The sequence below is a fragment of the Paenibacillus sp. N3.4 genome, from assembly GCF_008017805.1.
Classification (GTDB): Bacteria; Bacillota; Bacilli; order Paenibacillales; family NBRC-103111; genus Paenibacillus_E.
Genome location: NZ_VRTT01000023.1, coordinates 1 through 18,565, shown reverse-complemented (window position 1 = coordinate 18,565; position 18,565 = coordinate 1). Strand labels below are relative to the sequence as shown.

The following is an 18,565-nucleotide window of genomic DNA, read 5'->3' as shown; positions in this document are numbered from 1 at the left end:
TTGCGTTAACTCCTATCGTTTCGAGCCTTAAACTAAGCTCTTTGACGTTTGCGTGGGACTAGCTTCTTCACTTCGGCAATAAGATTCTGAACGGTAAGACCTACTTCAGCACGCTGTTCAGACACAGAGCCATGTTCAACGAAATAATCGGGAATCCCCATCACTTGAATAGGCAGCCCTATAACACTTTTAAGCGCAAAAAATTCCAAGATCGAACTTCCAAAACCGCCTTCAATAGCGCCTTCTTCCATCGTGATGATGGGCATGAATTCGTTCGCAAGTTGAAGTAAACAAGCTTCATCCAGCGGTTTAATGAAGCGAGCATTAACGATACGCAGGTTGATGCCTTCTTTAGCTAATTGCTCTGCTGCTTCTTCGGCGATCTGCACCATAGGTCCAACTGCAAGCACTGCAGCATAATCGCCTTCACGCAAAGTTTCCCATGTTCCAATAGGAATAGCCTTCGGAGCAGCATCAATACTTGCACCTGTACCATTAATGCGTGCATAACGATAAGCAATCGGACCCTCGTTATATTCAAGGGCTGTCTGCATCATATTGCGCAGTTCCTGCTCATCTTTGGGCATCATCAGCACCATGTTAGGCAAGGAGCGCAAGAACGCGATATCATAAACACCTTGATGCGTCTCACCGTCAGGACCAACAAACCCGGCACGGTCAATGGCGAAAGTTACATTCAATTTAGGACGGCAAATGTCATGAACAACTTGATCGTAGGCTCTTTGAAGGAAAGTAGAATAAACCGCAAATACAGGCTTTAATCCTTCACTCGCAAGGCCAGCACATAAGGTTGCTGCATGCTGTTCGGCAATACCGACATCAATCATCCGTTCCGGGAACAGTTTTTGAAACTTCAGTAAGCCAGAGCCTCCTGGCATAGCTGGCGTAACAGCAACGATTCTGTTATCTTTTTCTCCGAGTTCAATCAACGTGTTCCCGAATATTTCTGTATACATCGGTGGACCGACGGATTTCAATACTTGACCTGACTCCATCTTATAAGGTCCAAGTCCGTGCCATGTGAAAGAGTCCTTCTCTGCAGGCACATAACCTTTGCCTTTGGTGGTAACGACATGAACAAGGACAGGACCGTTCACTTTCTCGGCTTGCTTGAGTGTATCGAATAATACCTGCAGGTTGTGACCGTCTACAGGGCCAATGTACGTAAATCCAAGCTCTTCAAACCAAACACCATTAAGAACAAAATATTTGAGACTGTCCTTCAGCTTTTCCGCGGTTTTGGCCAACGTATCGCCGATGGCAGGAATTTTCTTAAGTAAATATTCAACTTCTTCTTTGGCTTTTAAATAATGACGATCGGAACGAATTTTGCTTAAATAATTATGAAGAGCCCCCACGTTGGGTGCGATGGACATTTCATTGTCATTCAGAATGACGATAATATTTTTCTTTTCGTGACCGATATGATTCATAGCTTCAAGCGCCATACCGCCGGTAATCGCGCCGTCGCCGATAATAGCAACAACTTTATTGTGTTCGCCTTTGAGATCGCGCGCCATTGCCATACCCATTGCCGCAGACAGAGAAGTACTGCTATGTCCGGCTTCCCAAACATCGTGCTCACTCTCGGAACGCTTTATGAATCCGCAAAGTCCCTTGTATTTACGAAGCGTATCGAATTTATCTTTGCGCCCCGTTAAAATTTTATGCACATAAGCTTGGTGACCCACATCAAAAATTAATTTATCATACGGACTATGGAATAGGGTATGTAAAGCAATGGTGAGCTCAACCACGCCTAAGTTCGGTGCAAGGTGTCCGCCTGTTACGGACAGCTTCTCAATCAGAAATTGACGGATTTCACCAGCCAATGTCTCAAGCTCCGTCAAGGATAAACGCTTCAAGTCCTCAGGCCGATTGATTTGTTCGAGCAGCACGCTTGTTTCCTCACTTTCAATGTGAAAATGCTAAGATTTCACCATTATATCATAGATTTAAGTAAATCGTGCATAGCGGCTGATTTGCCAAGGTTCCGCATCGTAGGAACCTTGGCTTAATGATCTCGCTGCATTAAATAATCAGCTAATTGTAACAGCCTCTCAGGGTTTGTTAAATTCGCTTGAATGAGGGCCTCTTTAGCCTTGTTTGTTAATTCTTTGACTTTCTGATTAGATGCTTCTAAGCCGATAAAGTACGGGTAAGTAACCTTCTGTTGTTTTTCGTCACTCTTAACGGGCTTACCGAGCTTCTTCTCATCACCGATAATATCCAGAATATCATCTTGAATTTGAAAAGCCAACCCGATCGCGTTACCGTATTCCGTAAGCGCCTCCAGTTGAGCGTCGGTTGCAAGGGCAAGATGACCGCCTGCACGCAGAGAGAACACGATCAGATCGCTCGTTTTGTGTAAATGAATATACTGCAATTCTTCAAGCTTTGTGATGCCTTGTTCGCCAAGCATATCCGCTGCCTGCCCGCCAACCATGCCGCTTGCGCCTGCATAAACGGCAAGCTCTTCGGTAATCGCCAATGCCCGCTCTGCGGGAATCCCGTGATTCTTATGAACCTGAGTAATGCTGTAGAAAGCATGAGTCAGCAAGGCGTCGCCCGCAAGAATCGCCATCGCTTCGCCATACACTTTATGATTCGTCAGCTTCCCTCTGCGATAATCGTCGTTATCCATGGCTGGCAAGTCATCATGAACCAGAGAATAGGTATGCACCATCTCAATAGCTAAGGCAACGGGCAGCGCCGCTTGCTCGGATCCTCCTAACGCTTCACAGGCAGCCAATACGAAAATAGGGCGTAAACGTTTGCCCCCGGCCATTAGTGAGTAATTCATAGACTCACGCAAGGAGTCTGGGACATCCCAAGCTTGAGGTAAAGCCTGGCTTAATTCAGCTTCGACCCTATCCGCATAGGAAGCGATATAGGTTTGGATGGTAGATGTCTTATTCAACCTAATTCCCCTTATCTTCCAAAATCGGTTGGAAAGGCTTGCGCGTGATGCCTGCTTCCCCCTCAACCAACATCTCAATTTTTTTCTCGACTTGTTCCAGCTTCACACCGCACAGATGAGACAGCCGAACGCCCTCTTGATATAGCTCAATCGCTTTCTCCAAGGGAACATCACCGCTTTCCAATTGGGAAACAATCTGCTCCAATTGTTCAATCGCCGATTCAAAACTAACTTCCGTTTCACTCTTTGTCATCTGTATTCTCCTCCATCCCTGAAACTTGGCAATTCAGCTTGCCATCTTTCAGGCGAATGTTAACCCTATCGCCAACTTGAACCTGCGAAACGGAACGAATGAGCTGCTGCTCTTGTTCGTCGTACGCCAAGCTGTAGCCACGCTGCATAACCTTCAGCGGGCTAAGCGCGTCCAGATGACGGACGCCGGATTGCCACTCCTGCTTCCTCCTACGCAGGAGTGTCTGCATGGCCGTAAGCATCTGCCGCTTGGAAGTATCCAAGCGGCGCTTCGCGTACACGGCCTGCTCTTTGGGATTGAAGCCGGATAAGCGCCGCTCCAGCTTCAATCTCCGCTCGGCAGCGCGCGTGAGCTGCTGCCGCATGCGATAACCGAGCTGCTCCGTCAGCCGGTCGAGCCGCTCAGCAGGCTGCATAAGCAGCAGCCTGCGAGGATTGGTTAGGTACGGCGAGCTCTGCGAGCGTCCGAGCCGTTCCTGTTTGCGCCGCAGCTGCTGGAGCAAACCGCCACGCAGCCGCTGAGCTTGCTGCAATAGCTGCTGCTTCAGCTCAAGGTGATGCGGGACTGCCAATTCAGCTGCTGCTGTAGGCGTCGGCGCGCGGAGATCGGCAACGAAGTCCGCGATCGTGAAATCCGTCTCGTGTCCGACTGCTGAGATCACAGGTATGACCGAAGCTGCAATACTCCGAGCCACAGCTTCCTCGTTGAATGCCCACAACTCCTCCAATGAACCGCCTCCGCGGCCAACAATAAGTACATCTGCTTCACCCAACCGATTCATCGCCTCAATCGCCTTGACGATGGAAGGCCCTGCTTGATTCCCCTGAACCAAAACGGGGTACAACAGAATCGGAATAGACGGGAAGCGCCGCTGCAGCGTAATGATGACATCACGAATAGCGGCCCCCGTGGGAGAAGTGATGACGCCGATTGCGCGTGGAAACCGGGGAATCGGTCTTTTACGTTCCGCGGCGAACAGTCCTTCTGCTTCAAGCTTCTTTTTCAGCTGCTCAAATGCCAAATACAAACTACCGATGCCGTCAGGCTGCATGGCTGTCACATAAAACTGATACGCTCCGTCTCTTTCGTACACGGATATATTTCCCCGAGCGATCACTTTTGTGCCTTCTTTCGGTATAAAACCGAGTTTCTGGTTATGTGAGGCAAACATAATGCTCTTGAGCCTGCCATCTGCATCTTTAATTGTGAAATACATATGGCCACTGGAATGATGCGTAAAATTGGATATTTCCCCGCGAACCCAAACATCCTGAAGGCGAGAATCCCCCTCCAGTAATAGCTTGATATACCGATTCAAATCCTTGACAGATAAAATTTTCGTCTCGTTCCTAGCCATATTCCCTTTAAACGCTCACATTCGCGTTAGCTGCGCGGCTGGCCGCATCCACCGTATTGCGAAGCAGCATCGTAATTGTCATCGGTCCTACACAGCCTGGTACCGGTGTAATCGCACTAGCCACTTCTTTAACTGCTTCAAAATCAACATCCCCGGTCAGCTTGCCGTCCGCAGGACGATTCATCCCTACATCAATGACCACAGCTCCTGGTTTTACATGATTCGCTTTAATCAAATGAGCCTTGCCTACCGCGACAACAAGGATGTCGGCTTGTTTCGTTAGCTCTTCCATATTCGGAGTTCGTGAATGAACAATCGAAACAGTTGCATGCTCACGCAGCAGCAGCAATGCCATCGGTTTACCCACGATATTGCTTCTTCCTACAACAACAGCATGTTTACCTGCAATCTCGACCCCTGTACGTTTTAGAATTTCAATAACACCTTGTGGTGTGCATGGCTTCATGCCGTCTTTGCCAATCATTAAGTTTCCTACGTTTACTGGGTGAAAGCAATCTACGTCTTTCTTGGGATCTATTTCATCCACAACCGCTTCTTCATTGATATGTTTAGGCAATGGCGATTGAACAAGAATACCGTTGATACGATGGTCGTGATTGAATTTGTGAATAAGCGCAATCAATTCTTGCTGTGTGGTTTGCTCCGGCAAACGATGCACTTCTGAATAAATGCCCACCTCTTCGCAGGACTTCGCTTTGTTTCTTACATACACTTGCGAAGCAGCATCTTCCCCGACGATGACAACAACAAGACCTGGTTGATATCCTTTTGCCGTTAGCGCGGCAACATCAGCTTTAATTTCCTCGCGAATCGAACTCACTAATTCTTTCCCGTTAATTACAGTTGCAGACATATTGAATCCTCCTAAGCGCTTCGTAGTAGCTTAATAATGATCGATAATAACCGATTAAATGACGGAAATGAATTAAGAAGGAGTCACTTTGCCCTTCAATTCGTCGACCTCTTTAATCATTTTTCCCAGAACGCCATTAACGAACTTTCCGGACTCATCCGTTCCATAATGCTTGGCTAAGTCAATCGCTTCATTCACGACAACTTTTGGTGGAACATCATCTCTGTAAAGCATTTCATAGGCAGCCAAACGAAGCACTTCACGGTCAATGCGTGAGAGCCTGTCCATTTGCCAGCCTTTTAAATACTCTTCAAGCAATTCGTCAATTCTAACCTTGTTGCTATAGGTTCCTTCGACTAGTTCATGAATGTACGCTGGTTCAATTTTCTCGCCTGCAACATCCAACTGCGCTTCATTGTCATTCTCCGCTTCATGAATCGCGATCTTGGCAGCTTCTAGAGGCGTAGCCTCATTCATTTGGATCTGGTATAAACTTTGTAAAGCAATTTCTCGTGCAACTCTGCGTTTCATGGATGGTCCTCCTAAAAGTGTTCGCAAGAAAACTGGCCTCTTACGCGTTTTACAAAATAGCTCGTCCTTATATCAAACCTGCTTATCCTAGTATACGTCATATTGGAATGAATCCAAACAAAAAAATCCATGGATAACCAAGGATTTTAGCGAAACATTCTCCATTTTTGAGTGAGATAGCGCCAAATGTCTTCCAGCATCACGAAACTTTCCTTGCGGTCAATCTTATTTCCCACATAATAACCTATCAGAACTATGAAACCGAAGATCAGCATGTCCCAAAAACCAAAAAACAAATATATAAAGCCGAAGAATATACCTGCTGCTACTCCGATCACTTTGCCTCTATGGGACCCCCACAGCTCATTCCACATAAGTGGGCTCACCTCTATTCGACTCGGCTTTTAAATGTTGGGGCTGATTGTACAATGTTCGCTACGAATACAGTAACGGAGGCTACAGGTATGCCGGTAATCTCTTCAATGTAAGTTTTTACGGTACTTTGCATCTCTTCCGTCAGCTCAGGTATAGAGGTTTCTCCATCGACAATCGTTCTGATCGTAATTTCCAAACCTGATTGATTGACTCTGACACGTGAGCGAAGATCTTTGGCTCCTTTGGTTCGACCTGCGGCCTTCAATGATAAATTCTCAACAGTTTCTATGGAAATACGAATATCGCCAAAGTCCGTTCGTTGATCGATAGAAGGCGCCTGTGAACGTCCTGGACGCAGCGTTAAGACAAGAAAACGCACAGAAATAAGCAGCACGACTAAGCTAAGAGCAATAGCCGTATAGGCGTAACTTTTTTCGAAGTAAAAGTTTGTTAACACTTGCTCCGCTTTATCCTTTGGGATCCAGCTCGAAGCTGTGAACAACGCGAAGATAGATGCAACGAAAATAATTAGGCTGTAAAGAAGTAGCAAGAGCCTGTCCACAATTTTACCCACGTAAGCCGTCCCCTTCCTATAGTTAGAGGAAACCCCCTGCAACCTGTAGGGGGTTTCAATTGATCCATATGGATTCAACAACGCCTATTTGACTCGAAGGGCTGCTGCTGTTTCTTCTTCGATCGGTTTATCCGCCTGTTTAAAATGAACATCATGAATATGAACGTTAACTTCAACAACGCCCAATCCGGTCATCGATTCAATGGCTTGCTTCACATTCTGTTGAATGTCGCTAGCCACTTCTGGAATGCGATGTCCATATTCAATAATAATGGAGACGTCAATGGCAGCTTCACGTTGTCCGACTTCAACCTTTACGCCTTTGGATAAGTTCTTGCGTCCCAGTAGTTCAGCAATACCACCTGCTAGTCCGCCGCTCATCCCTGCAACTCCCTGTACTTCCACCGTTGCCAAGCCGGCAATGATTTCGATAACCTCAGGGGCAATCTGGATGCTGCCCATATCTGTTTTGACGTAGTCCGGAGCGATTGTGCTCATTGTGGCACCTCCTTAGAGTTTTACGCCAGTATAGCCGGCGTCGTAAATATAAACTTGAGTTTGTGGCATCTTAGGATTAGCTTGTAACGATTATTGGATAAGCCATCTTAATTTATTAGTATACCATTTCATCAAAATTATGACAAATGATTATCTACGATTCTGGGTCATTGACATCATGCTCTTCTAAGAACTTAATGTCATGATCTCCCTTGATGAATCGCTTATGATCGAGCAGTTTCAAGTGAAAAGGAATAGTTGTGTTGACGCCATCAACCGCAAATTCGGTGAGCGCTCTCTTCATACGGGAAATGGCTTCTTCTCTCGTCGCTCCCCATACAATCAGCTTAGCAATCATAGAATCGTAGTGCGGCGGAATGGTGTAACCCGGATAAACAGCGCTATCCACACGAACGCCAAAGCCACCGGGAGGCAAATAAAAACTTACCTTGCCTGCAGAAGGCATAAAGTTACGGTTTGGATCTTCCGCATTCACACGACATTCAATCGCCCAGCCATGAATACGAACATCTTCTTGAGCAAAAGAAAGCGGATTGCCTTCAGCGACACGAATCATTTCTTGAATAATATCAATGCTCGTAATCATTTCGGTAACCGGATGCTCAACCTGAATTCTTGTATTCATTTCCATGAAGTAGAAGCTGCCATCAGGACCGAGTAGGAACTCTAGCGTACCTGCGCCGGAATAATTGACGGCTTTCGCCGCGCGAACAGCTGCTTGCCCCATGGCTGTGCGGATTTCAGGAGTAAGAATCGGACAAGGCGCTTCTTCCACAAGCTTTTGTCTGCGACGCTGCACGGAACAGTCACGTTCACCCAAGTGAACGACATTGCCATGCTTGTCTGCGATAATCTGAATCTCCACATGCTTCATGCCTGTTAAATACTTTTCTAAATAGATGCCTGAGTTGCCGAAAGCATTTTGCGCTTCTTGCTGGGCCGCCGTAATTTGCTGTACGAGTGTTTCCTCATTCTCAGCAATACGAATGCCTTTACCGCCGCCGCCTGCTGTTGCTTTGATGATGATTGGGTAACCAATATCTCTGGCAATCACGATAGCGTCATCGATGTTCTCTACCAAACCGTCAGAACCCGGAATAATAGGGACTCTGGCTTCTTTCATCGTTTGCTTAGCAACCGCTTTATCGCCCATGCGGCTAATCGCATCCGGGGACGGTCCGATGAATGTAATATTGCAGCTTTCGCAAATTTCAGCGAAGTCCGCATTCTCTGCCAGAAATCCATAGCCAGGATGAATAGCATCACACTCTGTGAGTGTGGCTACACTCATCAAGTTCGTGAAATTCAGATAGCTGTCTTTGGATGCTGTAGGTCCGATACAATAAGCTTCATCAGCAAGACGCACATGCAGCGCCTCACGATCCGCCTCCGAATATACCGCTACTGTGTAAATGCCCAGCTCTCGACAAGCTCGGATAATACGAACTGCAATTTCTCCGCGGTTCGCGATTAGGATTTTATGAAATTTCATCATTTTCCCTCCTGTAAAACGCGCTTACTCCGGTCTTACCAAAAATAAAGGTTGTCCATACTCTACTAATTGACCATTTTCCACGAGTATTTCAACGATTTCGCCTTTGATTTCGGCTTCGATTTCATTCATAAGTTTCATAGCTTCTACGATGCAGACTACAGACTTGTCCCCTACTTTGGATCCGATACTTGCGAAAGGAGCAGAACCTGGAGAAGCAGACTGATAATAGGTTCCTACCATCGGTGAAACAATCTTATGTAAGGATGAGTCCTCTTGCTTAGCATTTCCATTCGATACAGGAACTGAAGCTTCCTGGGCTGCACTTGGCGTTCCTAGCGCTGCGTTCGCTTGAACCACTGGCGAAAAGGCATGTTGTTGTACAGGTGCCGTTACGTACACGGCTTCTGTTTTATTCGGCTTGCGAATAGAAAGGCGTGCGCCTTCGTTTTCGATTTCAAGTTCTTGTAAAGAGGATTGATCGACGAGTTTGATCAACTCTTTGATTTCACTCAATTTGAACATTCATGTCACTCCTTCAACGTTGGTGAACCAATAAAAATGCGGTTTCATAACCGCAACGTATGTATTATACCCATAAACGCACGAAATGGAAAGAGTCCAGTTTGTATGGACTCTTCCCTTTATTATCCCTAAACGGGTCACCGACTCATTTTTCGCTACGGACGCACATATTGAATCTTGATGTTTTCCGGTGCTGCGCCCAGCTCTTTCACAACCATATCGACAATGGTTACACCTTGACTTTTTTCAAGTTTATCACTTTGAACTGTCACTTTCCACTTGTTCCCATCTTGATTGATAATCGCTTGCGGGAAGTCTTTCATAAGTACATCCTGTAAATTTTCGATCTTATCTTGAATATCCGACAGTTTTGTCAAATCATTATTGGCTTTTGCAACGGCATCCGGAGATTGCTTAGGATCAACGATAAGATCAAGCAAATCAGATGATTTTTTGCTGAACATCTCGCTTTGTTTCATTTGTTCATTCGTGAAATAATCGCTTGCTGAAGTCGTTTTTGCTTGTTCTTCCATTTGCTTCAGAACTTGATCATCGCTTTTCGTTGCGCTAGGTTTAACCGTTTTGGCCGCATCGGTTGTAGTTGTTGAGGTTGTTGTCTTTGCATCCGTTTTTGTATTGGTCTTCACATCCGCTTTGGCATCAGTCTTCACATCGATTTTTGCATCTGGTTTAACATCTGTCTTTACGTCTTGTTTAACGTCAGTTTTTGTCGATATTTGCGGAGTGACGGTCTTCGCATCTGTTCCTGTTGCCGCTTTAACGTCAGTTTTCACTTGCGCCTTCTGATCGACTTGACTCATGTCAATTTTAACTTCTTGCGCGCCTTTCCCAACCGTATCCGTTGAAGCCAAATCAAGCTTATTCACATCTTCCGTAAACAAGTAGTAAGCAGACAGCACCACCATTAAGCTAAGCATGGATACAAGCCAAATTGTTTGTCTTTTCGCATTCATTGAACATTCCTCCTAGAATTTAGATGATTATTTTTTATTTTTTTGATTATTGACTTGTTTTACGCGGTAAGACCGAAATGCGATGAGCCGGAACCTCAAGACCGCGCTCAACGGCCTCTGTAATCATTTTTTTGACAGTCAAATTTTCCGCGCCTTTGGCTACCACAACCACACCTCTAATTTTGGGTTTGATATATTTGAGCACAAGCGGCTTTTGGTCGCCCGAGACTTGATAGATGACTACTTCCCCGCTCCGCGTTACCTGGGATATATTTCGAGTCGCTCCGCCATTGTCGCGTTCTGTCGTCATTTGTTGATTGTCATTATAATTTTTGTCGACGGTCATCTCTTCCGTAGATTCGATCGTAACGAGCACTTCAACATCACCGACACCGACAATTTTTTGTAAAATGTCCTTTAGCTGCGATTGATATGCCTCTTCGTAGTCATGAAAGGAAGATTTTTCTTTGGGCGTTGTCCCAAGAAAAGTTTCTTTGCTTGGTGGCGGGGAAGCTCTGCCCGCATTGATGGGATCAACATCCTTCACAGTCATAAAAGAATTCATAATCATCAGCGCAGCTCCCAGCATACCAATCATAAAAACCCAGAGCAGCGTATTTTTACGTTTCGGACCACCTGGACCTCCGCCGAATTTTTGCTCCATCCATTGCAGCAATGTTCCCATCGATTCACCTCGCAATCCTTTCATTCCGCTGTTCAAATGCAATGTCGATCTGAGTGGGCTCTACCTGCCAATCACGGGCAATTCCCTTTATGAGTCTCGCACGCTCTTGTTCATTCTGAGGCGTTAATTTTGCTCCTGATGTTGTTTCTTTGCTTCTGCCTAGCATACTTTCAGAACCTTCAATCCGAATCGGATCGATCGGCTTAACCGGCTCCATGGCAGCAATGCTTTTGGAACTGGAAGCAGGTCCGGCTTGCTTTTTCACTTCTATATCATCAAGAGTCACCCTAACTTTGGTAATGGCGGGCTTCCCGTTATTGTCGAGTGCAGCCAGAACTTGAACGTCTCGAACGACAAGATCTGTTTGTTTCTGCAAATCTTCTTTCATTAATTCAGCCAACTGGGTTTGAAGCATCTGCTGCGATTGCTTCTGCCCCGCAGCTTGAAGCACTTGCGCATCTTTCGTAATGACATCGAGTGATTTCATAAGATTAAGGTTGCTACTCCCGGCAAGCATCGTCTTATCTGCCTGTTTCTTTTCAGCCATGCCAATTAACTTATCCAGATCCCAATCTTTCTGAAATAACTGCAAAACAGGTGAAAGCAGCGTGAGTAATATAAATAAGCTCATAACGGTTTTAACGTAACGCTGCATCGTGCTGTTGGGAAGCAGAAGATCAACGAATGTCGCCAGCATGATGACCATAATGACACTTTTTAGCCATCCCGCTAACCAATCCATCGGTATGCCCCTCTCATCGCATCATCACAGATACATTGCTAATGGTAATCATGATCGTTAGTGCCAGAAAGAACATGAGACTAACAGCCGCTAAAGCCGCAAATACATAAATCATGCTCTTGCCAATCGTTTGAAGGCAGGCGATCATCGGGCTATCCCCCAAGGGCTGCATGACGGCTGCGGACAGGTTGTAAATAAAGGCTAACGTTAAAATTTTGATCGCCGGAAAAGCACACAGTAATACGAGAATCACAACACCGACAAGACCTATCGCATTTTTCACAAGCAAGGAAGCGCCAATGACCGTCTCGGTTGCATCCGAGAATAAACGCCCCACGACGGGAACGAAGTTGCCGGTAATATACTTTGCCGTGCGGATCGCGACGCCATCCCTCACTGCGCCGGCCGTTCCTTGAATCGAAATGACACCCAAAAAAACGGTGACGAATATACCCAACGCGCCAAGACTTATCGTTCGCAACAGATTTGCGAGCTGAGTCACCTTGTATTTTTCACTGAGAGAGCTAACAATGTGCAGCACGGCAGAGAAGAACAAAAGCGGGAAAACAAAGACATATATCGCAGTGCCCACTGTATTTATCATGAACACAATCAGTGGATGCAGAATGGCTACTGAAGTGATATTCCCTGTAGAAGCAAGCAGAGTTAAAAGTAAAGGCACGATAGCAATCATGAACTGGATCATCGACGTGATAGCTGTTTTGGCGTAATTGATTGCAACACTGAAGCTGTTAATCGCAATGATAATCAGCACCATATAAGTAATGGAATAACCGAGCTTGCTCACCGTATTTCGTTCAAAGGAACTTTGTAATGTTTCCAGAATCGTGCTGAAAATAGTCAAAATAACGATTGAAGCCAGCAGTTTCCCGTTAATAATAATTTCGTGGAATACATAGCTCAGCAATCCCTTGAACAGGCTTTTCATGCTAATGCCTTTCGTTCCGAGAAGCAGTTCCATGAAGGTTGGCGTTTTGCTTTCAGGAAAATAACCACCATAATCTTTCATGAGCTTATCCCAATATTGCTCGACAGGTTCGGTATTCAAATGACTGGCCTGTTCCTTGATAACGACATCTGCAGGGGATTCTGCCGCCATGGTTCCTGTTAAGCCGAGCCACAGGCCCATCGTCATCATGAAAATGATTATCCAACGGTTGTTCATCATCTGGCGCGAATAAAGTGGGATCATGATTGTCACTCCTAAGGAATCAGCTAAGCAGGCAGCAGCTTGACGACGGTTTCCACAATGACTGTAATGATGGGGATAGCCATAACCATGATGAGTACTTTACCAGAGAGCTCGATCTTGGAGGCAATGGATTCTTGTCCGGCGTCTCTTACGATTTGCGCTCCGAATTCGGCTATGTAGGCAACGCCAATAATCTTCAGAATTGTTTTCAAAAACACCATGTTAATGCTGGATTTCTGGGCTAAGTCCTCCAAAACTTGAATGACTGAGGAAATTTTGCCAATCAAGAATAAGAAAATCATAATACCCGCGAACGCGGCCAATAAGAAAGCAAACATCGGCTTCTGCTCTTTAATGATGAGCGATAATATCGTTACGATAAGCCCCAGGCCTACAATCTGGATGATTTCCATAAGGCCCACCTCATTGGAATAGAAAGATCGTTTTGATTTCTTTAAATAAATGATCCAGCATGCTGACAACCATGAAGAGCACGACTACGAAGCCGATAACTGTGACCCAATGTGCCATATCTTCTTTACCCATCTGCTTGAGCACCGAATGGATCATCGCTATGATGATACCGATGCCGGCGATCTGGAAAATGGCGTTCACATCTACGTTCATTCCAGGCACCTCACTCTGTTGACAAGACACTTCGCTTTGCGACAAGTCATCCGTTCAACCATTAATACATCAAAATAACGATCAGCGCTCCGATTAACAACCCCAGGCTTTTCCACATTTTCTCGAAACGTCTTTGTTCTTCTCTAGATTCCGTTTCTTCGGTTTGAAGCTGGCTGACCGCAAGTCGCAAATGCTTAATCTGATCGCTACGATCCGTTAATCCAAGCACCGATCCAAGCTGCAGCAGAACTTCTTGCTCTGCTTGTCTCATCGAAGTCCGTTTCCAAATATCTTTTACGATCAAGCGCCATATCTCGCGAGTAGATGATCCGTCACTAGACAGTAAACGCTCTGACGTTAAGCGAAATAAGGAAGAGAGGGGCTCGGTAATCTGTTTGCTGAGTGAGGCAAATGCTTCCGGAAGCGGAGTGAGCGCGTAGGTGATTTCCGTCTCCATACGTTGTAAAGCACTGATGAGCACTCGAATCTGCTTCGGTCGCCTAGCGTAGTGGGCAGCTTGCAAGAAACCAATTAAAGTTGCTGCACCGATAATGAGAATCCCTCCGACAAATTTCAACATTCTTCATCATCCTTTGTTAACGCGATAGTTCTCTTTCTCTATAGGATTACCCTGATGATCCAAAATTCGAAATGAAGCCTTAGCGCCTTTTCTTCGGTGCAGGATGACGTACCTTGCAAACACACCCTCATCCAAAAGCTGTTTCAAGACAGGCCGCATACGCACATCCCCGAAATCCATGCCATGTGCGGTTGCAACGACCCGTATACCTGTATGAACCGCTTCATGAATGGCATAAACGTCTTCAGGACGTCCAATTTCGTCAACCACCAACACATCAGGCGAAAGCGAACGAATCATCATCATCATGCCTTCTGCCTTCGGGCAACCGTCCAAAACGTCTGTACGCGGACCCAAATCGAATCGGGGTGTCCCTTTCATGCAGGCTGCAATTTCTGAGCGTTCATCTACAACACCTACCTTTTTAGCAGCAAAATGAGAAAAGCCGTTCCCCCAATCCCCCCGACTGATCAGTCGGGTTAAATCGCGAATCAAGGTTGTTTTACCCTGCTGCGGAGGTGAAATGATCAGTGTGTGATGGATGCTTTTTAGCAGCGGATCCACTAAGGACGGCAACAATTCCTTGCCAACTCCCTGTATGTCTCGGGCGATTCGAATGTTAAAAGAACTCACATCACGAATTTGTTTGACCTGCCCTTGATCGAGCACCGTACGTCCGGCTAGTCCCACGCGATGGCCACCTGCTACTGTAATATAGCCCCTTCGCAGTTCCTCCTCGAATGTGTACAAGGAATGATTCGTGAGCATCTCCAAGAGTGTCAGACAATCCTGCCTTGTAGGCTTATAAGCTTGTGCTTCAAGTCTCACCAATTGTCCACGTTCATCAATAAAGGCATACTGATCGGCGTAGCTAATTTCCAGTGGACGTGACTCTCGCACCCTGATTTCCTCGATACTAGCTTGTACGTCGTGCGGCAGCGCTGCGATAAGAAATCTGAAAGAGTGGGGAAGCAGGTTAATAATTTCTTCAAGCATAGGGAGACATGCCTCCAAGTTGTCCAGTCTTCTATACTCATTTGTATGCTTGATAGAAAGAAATATGACCGATTACTTTTTTAAAATACCAATAAAGAGACAACTAACCCCCGCAATCACCCAGAGCATTTTGCCATATGATAGTTTCTCAGCAATGCCTACTAAACCAATCGTCGTTGTTGCGAGAAGTACTAGGGGACCTACTAGAGCCAGTCCTGAGTTTACGAGTAACGCTTTTTCTATTGTCGCTAACCGCAGCATGACAATTGCCGCAATGATTTCAATACTCCCTGACATCAATCTTAGCGACGCCATGCTTAGCACGATTTTATTCATCATTTTTTTCTACCCTCCTTAAAAAGGTTTGAACTCCCTTGGATATTCGAGCATGAGCGGAGCGATTTTATAAAAGGCCAGAAGCGACTTTTGTAAAGCTGTTCCTTCCAACCGAAGGCCCATCTAATAAAAGGAACAGATTTACAATGGAGTCTGAAGGTTTTTATAACATTGCAGAGCGGTAGTTTGCTCGAAAATCTTGTAGGTAGGGTCAAAGCTTTTTACCCTACTTTATGCAAGCTCGTCTGATTTTAGGCATACTGGGCACCTCCATTTAGGCAGGTGCATATGCTGAACTCAGAATTGATCCTTTAAAGGACAGTGAGGAGAAATACCGATGGAAATGACCTCTCAACTGAAATGGAACCCGGTTTTGGCCGATCCCACGGGGCGAAGGCAGACCAAACCACGGACACTTGGCAAAACGATGATGATGGATAAAGGGTTAGGGTTGCATGCATTCCAAGATGTGCTCGGCACATCCGGTGAGCATGTCGATATGATCAAAATTGGTTTCGGCACTTCGCCTTTGTACCCGATGCAGGTGCTCAAAACCAAAATTAATCTGGCCAAAGCGAATGGGATTTGCATTTATCCAGGGGGCACTTTCCTTGAAGTGGCCGTCACACAAAATGCCGTATCCTCTTTTTATGATACGATCCTCGCTCTTGGGTTTAATGGTATTGAAATATCAGACGGAACCATTGAGATGGAGCGTAAAGTTCGAAATGAGCTGATTCAGCGAGGGTTAGAGGAAGGCTTTGAGGTGATTACCGAATACGGTAAAAAAGGTTGGGGATCCTCAATTGAGCTGGATGAACTGATAGAGACAGTTATGATTGATACCCAGTTAGGGGCGAAAATGGTTACAATCGAGGCCCGAGAATCGGGTATGGGCGTCGGTATCTTTGATCATAACGGGAAATGCAAAGACGAGGAATTACAGCGTGTATTGTCCGCGGTGCCCGGTCACCAACTGCTATGGGAAGCACCGCTCAAAAACCAACAGGTGCATCTGATCAAGCAGCTAGGTCCGGACATTCATCTCGGTAATATATCACCGGATGAAATGATTTCATTAGAAGCTTTGCGGAGAGGATTGCGTTCCGATACGCTGATCTTCGGTACCAGAAAGGAATAAAGAATGCATATCGACGTAGTTGCTAACATTGGCGAAGCCAGAAGTGATGATTTTATCCATAAAACCGTCATTGTCATTGATGTTCTGCGCGCCACAAGCACAATTATTACGGCACTGATGAATGGATGCAAAGCTATTTTTCCCGTAGAAACAGTACTAAGAGCCAAAGAGTTATTTCGCGATGGGGACCTGCTTGGGGGGGAACGGTATTGTAAGAAGATTCCGGGCTTTCATTTCGGCAATTCTCCTTTGGAATACACAGCTGAGGCAGTTCAAGGAAGACGAATTTTTTTAACAACAACGAACGGAACCAGGAGCATTCAGAAAGCAACCAAAGCGGATCACGTTCTAGCAGGAGCCTTAACAAACAGCAAATCCTGTGCAAGGGTTGCTATTGATTTTAAAAAGGACGTCGTCATTGTTTGTGCGGGTACGCAGGACGTCTTCTCTCTGGAAGATGGTTTATGCGCCGGACTCATTTTAGCTGAATTTCGTACGATGCTGAGTGAAAACGAGATAACCATGAATGATTTAGGTTTAGTCTTGCACGGATTTTATTTGCAATCCAAAGATCATATCCTTGAAACCTTACTGTCATGCACCAATGGAAAAAAACTGAGCAAGTCGGGTTTTCACACGGATGTTATCTATTGTGCAAGGGCAAACAGTACAGAGGAAGTCCCAATCCTAGAAGGCGATCAGATGATCTTGCTGCCTCATCATCCTTCCGCACTTCCTTCGTTCTAAATACAAGCCTTCCTCATACACTAGGATGGAAGTTATGTAGGCGGAGGGGCTATGAGCATGAACGGCGATTTACTCTTAGTAATTCTCATTATCATTGGTCTTATCGGTCGGTCTCCCATTATTACAATGGCAGCCTGTATTCTGCTTGCTCTCAAGCTAATCGGCTTGGATCGTTTTTTTCCTACCATGGAACGTAAAGGATTAGAGCTTGGATTGCTATTTTTGACGATGGGGGTTCTTGTCCCGTTTGCCAGTGAACGAATCACCATGAAAGACATTCTCTCTGTTTTCACAACTTGGCCGGGGATTCTTGCGCTCATCGGAGGAGCCGTTGCCACATATATGAATGGAAAAGGCTTGGAACTGCTAAAAATAGACCCACAATTAATTGTGGGCCTCGTGATTGGTTCTATATTTGGCATTATATTTATGCGCGGCATTCCGGTTGGCCCTTTAATGGCAGCCGGAATAACGGCATTTTTATTCAAAATTTTTTATTTTATAGCAGAGAAAATCCACTAAAAATGGCCTACTATCTGCGATCTTCCGGTCCGCCAACGAAAGCTTGCTCCGTTGTGTCCAAGCCATAAGCGGTGTGCAACGCTTGAATCACTTCGTTAAGCTTCGAGTTGTCGATGACACAGGACATTTTAATTTCGGACGTGCTAACCAAAGAAATCGAAATGCCCAGATCGGAAATAACTTTAAACATCGTAGCGGCAACGCCTGGTGTACTAACCATGCCAGCACCAACGATCGATACTTTAACAAGATTCACTTCCGAAGTGACTTCTCTAAATCCAACATCGCCACGAATTTGTTCAATGACACTTAGAGCTTTTTCACGGTCTGCAAGGGTGGTTGTGAAAGAGAAGTCCGCGGATCCGTTGATGACACCGCTTTGCACGATAATGTCTACATCAATTTGCTCTCCTGCCAGCGCGACGAATACCTTCGCCAATTGACCTGGTTTCTCAGGGACACCCAGAATACTAATTCTTGCTACATTTTTATCGAAAGCGATGCCTCGAACGACGACTCCTTGCTCCATCACTGCTTCCTCCTTCACGTTGGTACCTTCAT

Annotated in this window: 24 protein-coding genes; 3 read left to right on the top strand and 21 right to left on the bottom strand. The window is 45.7% G+C overall.

Annotation, left to right across the window (positions count from 1 at the left end):
* Window positions 1-32: 32 nt before the first annotated feature.
* The 20 genes from dxs to FU659_RS13555 form a co-directional block, all read right to left on the bottom strand.
* The gene (gene dxs, locus FU659_RS13650; RefSeq protein ID WP_147948083.1) at window positions 33-1,919 is read right to left on the bottom strand and encodes a 1-deoxy-D-xylulose-5-phosphate synthase; all 1,887 of its coding nucleotides are present in this window, start codon (window positions 1,917-1,919) and stop codon (window positions 33-35) included.
* Window positions 1,920-2,035: 116 nt separating this feature from the next.
* Window positions 2,036-2,941: a polyprenyl synthetase family protein gene (locus FU659_RS13645; protein ID WP_147948082.1), complete on the bottom strand. Its 906-nt coding sequence runs from the start codon at window positions 2,939-2,941 to the stop codon at window positions 2,036-2,038.
* A gap of 1 nt (window position 2,942) precedes the next feature.
* Window positions 2,943-3,194: an exodeoxyribonuclease VII small subunit gene (gene xseB, locus FU659_RS13640; RefSeq protein ID WP_147948081.1), complete on the bottom strand. Its 252-nt coding sequence runs from the start codon at window positions 3,192-3,194 to the stop codon at window positions 2,943-2,945.
* The gene (gene xseA / locus FU659_RS13635) at window positions 3,181-4,551 is read right to left on the bottom strand and encodes an exodeoxyribonuclease VII large subunit (protein WP_147948080.1); all 1,371 of its coding nucleotides are present in this window, start codon (window positions 4,549-4,551) and stop codon (window positions 3,181-3,183) included. The genes xseB and xseA overlap by 14 nt, the downstream gene beginning before the upstream one ends.
* A 7-nt stretch (window positions 4,552-4,558) precedes the next feature.
* Entirely contained in the window at window positions 4,559-5,425 is an 867-nt protein-coding gene (folD, locus tag FU659_RS13630; protein ID WP_147948079.1) for a bifunctional methylenetetrahydrofolate dehydrogenase/methenyltetrahydrofolate cyclohydrolase FolD, read from the bottom strand.
* A 72-nt stretch (window positions 5,426-5,497) separates the two neighbouring features.
* The gene (gene nusB, locus FU659_RS13625) at window positions 5,498-5,956 is read right to left on the bottom strand and encodes a transcription antitermination factor NusB (protein ID WP_147948078.1); all 459 of its coding nucleotides are present in this window, start codon (window positions 5,954-5,956) and stop codon (window positions 5,498-5,500) included.
* A 146-nt stretch (window positions 5,957-6,102) separates the two neighbouring features.
* Window positions 6,103-6,330: a DUF2273 domain-containing protein gene (locus FU659_RS13620; protein ID WP_147948077.1), complete on the bottom strand. Its 228-nt coding sequence runs from the start codon at window positions 6,328-6,330 to the stop codon at window positions 6,103-6,105.
* 14 nt (window positions 6,331-6,344) lie between these two features.
* Window positions 6,345-6,905 (bottom strand): alkaline shock response membrane anchor protein AmaP, encoded by a 561-nt coding sequence (amaP, locus tag FU659_RS13615; RefSeq protein ID WP_147948076.1) that lies wholly within the window; start codon window positions 6,903-6,905, stop codon window positions 6,345-6,347.
* A gap of 84 nt (window positions 6,906-6,989) precedes the next feature.
* Complete coding sequence (locus FU659_RS13610; RefSeq protein ID WP_147948075.1) at window positions 6,990-7,403, bottom strand: Asp23/Gls24 family envelope stress response protein; 414 nt, start codon at window positions 7,401-7,403, stop codon at window positions 6,990-6,992.
* Between the two features lie 154 nt (window positions 7,404-7,557).
* On the bottom strand, window positions 7,558-8,916 hold the full coding sequence (gene accC, locus FU659_RS13605; protein WP_147948166.1) for an acetyl-CoA carboxylase biotin carboxylase subunit: 1,359 nt from the start codon (window positions 8,914-8,916) through the stop codon (window positions 7,558-7,560).
* A 24-nt stretch (window positions 8,917-8,940) separates the two neighbouring features.
* A complete protein-coding gene (gene accB / locus FU659_RS13600) occupies window positions 8,941-9,441 on the bottom strand; it encodes an acetyl-CoA carboxylase biotin carboxyl carrier protein (RefSeq protein WP_147948074.1) in 501 nt (166 codons plus the stop codon).
* Window positions 9,442-9,596: 155 nt separating this feature from the next.
* Window positions 9,597-10,415 (bottom strand): SpoIIIAH-like family protein, encoded by an 819-nt coding sequence (locus tag FU659_RS13595; protein ID WP_147948073.1) that lies wholly within the window; start codon window positions 10,413-10,415, stop codon window positions 9,597-9,599.
* Between the two features lie 46 nt (window positions 10,416-10,461).
* Window positions 10,462-11,124 (bottom strand): stage III sporulation protein AG, encoded by a 663-nt coding sequence (spoIIIAG, locus tag FU659_RS13590; protein WP_315971314.1) that lies wholly within the window; start codon window positions 11,122-11,124, stop codon window positions 10,462-10,464.
* Window positions 11,105-11,842: a stage III sporulation protein AF gene (gene spoIIIAF, locus FU659_RS13585; protein WP_147948071.1), complete on the bottom strand. Its 738-nt coding sequence runs from the start codon at window positions 11,840-11,842 to the stop codon at window positions 11,105-11,107. Before spoIIIAF ends, spoIIIAG begins: the two co-directional genes overlap by 20 nt.
* Window positions 11,843-11,855: 13 nt before the next feature.
* Complete coding sequence (spoIIIAE, locus tag FU659_RS13580; RefSeq protein WP_147948070.1) at window positions 11,856-13,055, bottom strand: stage III sporulation protein AE; 1,200 nt, start codon at window positions 13,053-13,055, stop codon at window positions 11,856-11,858.
* A 23-nt stretch (window positions 13,056-13,078) separates the two neighbouring features.
* Window positions 13,079-13,468: a stage III sporulation protein AD gene (spoIIIAD, locus tag FU659_RS13575; RefSeq protein WP_147948069.1), complete on the bottom strand. Its 390-nt coding sequence runs from the start codon at window positions 13,466-13,468 to the stop codon at window positions 13,079-13,081.
* 10 nt (window positions 13,469-13,478) lie between these two features.
* Window positions 13,479-13,682, bottom strand: coding sequence for a stage III sporulation protein AC (gene spoIIIAC, locus FU659_RS13570; protein ID WP_029197158.1), 204 nt, complete (start codon window positions 13,680-13,682; stop codon window positions 13,479-13,481).
* 61 nt (window positions 13,683-13,743) lie between these two features.
* The gene (spoIIIAB, locus tag FU659_RS13565; protein ID WP_147948068.1) at window positions 13,744-14,262 is read right to left on the bottom strand and encodes a stage III sporulation protein SpoIIIAB; all 519 of its coding nucleotides are present in this window, start codon (window positions 14,260-14,262) and stop codon (window positions 13,744-13,746) included.
* Window positions 14,263-14,268: 6 nt separating this feature from the next.
* Window positions 14,269-15,258 (bottom strand): stage III sporulation protein AA, encoded by a 990-nt coding sequence (gene spoIIIAA / locus FU659_RS13560; protein WP_147948067.1) that lies wholly within the window; start codon window positions 15,256-15,258, stop codon window positions 14,269-14,271.
* Window positions 15,259-15,330: 72 nt separating this feature from the next.
* Window positions 15,331-15,597, bottom strand: a complete 267-nt coding sequence (locus tag FU659_RS13555) for a YqhV family protein (protein ID WP_147948066.1) — start codon at window positions 15,595-15,597, stop codon at window positions 15,331-15,333.
* Between the two features lie 334 nt (window positions 15,598-15,931).
* Here FU659_RS13555 and comA point away from each other — a divergent pair, with 334 nt between their 5' ends.
* Genes comA through FU659_RS13540 form a run of 3 tightly spaced genes read left to right on the top strand, consistent with a single transcriptional unit; the run spans window position 15,932 to window position 18,004 of the window.
* Window positions 15,932-16,735 (top strand): phosphosulfolactate synthase, encoded by an 804-nt coding sequence (comA, locus tag FU659_RS13550; RefSeq protein ID WP_147948065.1) that lies wholly within the window; start codon window positions 15,932-15,934, stop codon window positions 16,733-16,735.
* Window positions 16,736-16,738: 3 nt separating this feature from the next.
* Window positions 16,739-17,482, top strand: coding sequence for a 2-phosphosulfolactate phosphatase (locus tag FU659_RS13545; RefSeq protein WP_147948064.1), 744 nt, complete (start codon window positions 16,739-16,741; stop codon window positions 17,480-17,482).
* Between the two features lie 57 nt (window positions 17,483-17,539).
* Complete coding sequence (locus tag FU659_RS13540) at window positions 17,540-18,004, top strand: DUF441 domain-containing protein (protein WP_147948165.1); 465 nt, start codon at window positions 17,540-17,542, stop codon at window positions 18,002-18,004.
* 10 nt (window positions 18,005-18,014) lie between these two features.
* On the opposite strand, the gene FU659_RS13535 is transcribed toward FU659_RS13540, so the two are convergent.
* Window positions 18,015-18,565 (bottom strand): ACT domain-containing protein (locus FU659_RS13535; protein WP_147948063.1); only part of this gene is annotated, 551 nt, incomplete at its 5' end.

What these genes read in the sequence shown, in the direction of transcription:
- spoIIIAG (WP_315971314.1), bottom strand. Translation starts at nt 11,124, where the DNA reads ATGAAAGGATTGCGAGGTGAATCGATGGGAACATTGCTGCAATGGATG.
- spoIIIAB (WP_147948068.1), bottom strand. Translation starts at nt 14,262, where the DNA reads ATGTTGAAATTTGTCGGAGGGATTCTCATTATCGGTGCAGCAACTTTA.
- FU659_RS13610 (WP_147948075.1), bottom strand. Translation starts at nt 7,403, where the DNA reads ATGAGCACAATCGCTCCGGACTACGTCAAAACAGATATGGGCAGCATC.
- nusB (WP_147948078.1), bottom strand. Translation starts at nt 5,956, where the DNA reads ATGAAACGCAGAGTTGCACGAGAAATTGCTTTACAAAGTTTATACCAG.
- spoIIIAA (WP_147948067.1), bottom strand. Translation starts at nt 15,258, where the DNA reads ATGCTTGAAGAAATTATTAACCTGCTTCCCCACTCTTTCAGATTTCTT.
- FU659_RS13545 (WP_147948064.1), top strand. Translation starts at nt 16,739, where the DNA reads ATGCATATCGACGTAGTTGCTAACATTGGCGAAGCCAGAAGTGATGAT.
- spoIIIAD (WP_147948069.1), bottom strand. Translation starts at nt 13,468, where the DNA reads ATGGAAATCATCCAGATTGTAGGCCTGGGGCTTATCGTAACGATATTA.
- folD (WP_147948079.1), bottom strand. Translation starts at nt 5,425, where the DNA reads ATGTCTGCAACTGTAATTAACGGGAAAGAATTAGTGAGTTCGATTCGC.
- xseB (WP_147948081.1), bottom strand. Translation starts at nt 3,194, where the DNA reads ATGACAAAGAGTGAAACGGAAGTTAGTTTTGAATCGGCGATTGAACAA.
- FU659_RS13620 (WP_147948077.1), bottom strand. Translation starts at nt 6,330, where the DNA reads ATGTGGAATGAGCTGTGGGGGTCCCATAGAGGCAAAGTGATCGGAGTA.
- spoIIIAF (WP_147948071.1), bottom strand. Translation starts at nt 11,842, where the DNA reads ATGGATTGGTTAGCGGGATGGCTAAAAAGTGTCATTATGGTCATCATG.
- accB (WP_147948074.1), bottom strand. Translation starts at nt 9,441, where the DNA reads ATGTTCAAATTGAGTGAAATCAAAGAGTTGATCAAACTCGTCGATCAA.
- spoIIIAC (WP_029197158.1), bottom strand. Translation starts at nt 13,682, where the DNA reads ATGAACGTAGATGTGAACGCCATTTTCCAGATCGCCGGCATCGGTATC.
- comA (WP_147948065.1), top strand. Translation starts at nt 15,932, where the DNA reads ATGGAAATGACCTCTCAACTGAAATGGAACCCGGTTTTGGCCGATCCC.
- spoIIIAE (WP_147948070.1), bottom strand. Translation starts at nt 13,055, where the DNA reads ATGATCCCACTTTATTCGCGCCAGATGATGAACAACCGTTGGATAATC.
- accC (WP_147948166.1), bottom strand. Translation starts at nt 8,916, where the DNA reads ATGAAATTTCATAAAATCCTAATCGCGAACCGCGGAGAAATTGCAGTT.
- xseA (WP_147948080.1), bottom strand. Translation starts at nt 4,551, where the DNA reads ATGGCTAGGAACGAGACGAAAATTTTATCTGTCAAGGATTTGAATCGG.
- FU659_RS13555 (WP_147948066.1), bottom strand. Translation starts at nt 15,597, where the DNA reads ATGATGAATAAAATCGTGCTAAGCATGGCGTCGCTAAGATTGATGTCA.
- FU659_RS13540 (WP_147948165.1), top strand. Translation starts at nt 17,540, where the DNA reads ATGAACGGCGATTTACTCTTAGTAATTCTCATTATCATTGGTCTTATC.
- FU659_RS13595 (WP_147948073.1), bottom strand. Translation starts at nt 10,415, where the DNA reads ATGAATGCGAAAAGACAAACAATTTGGCTTGTATCCATGCTTAGCTTA.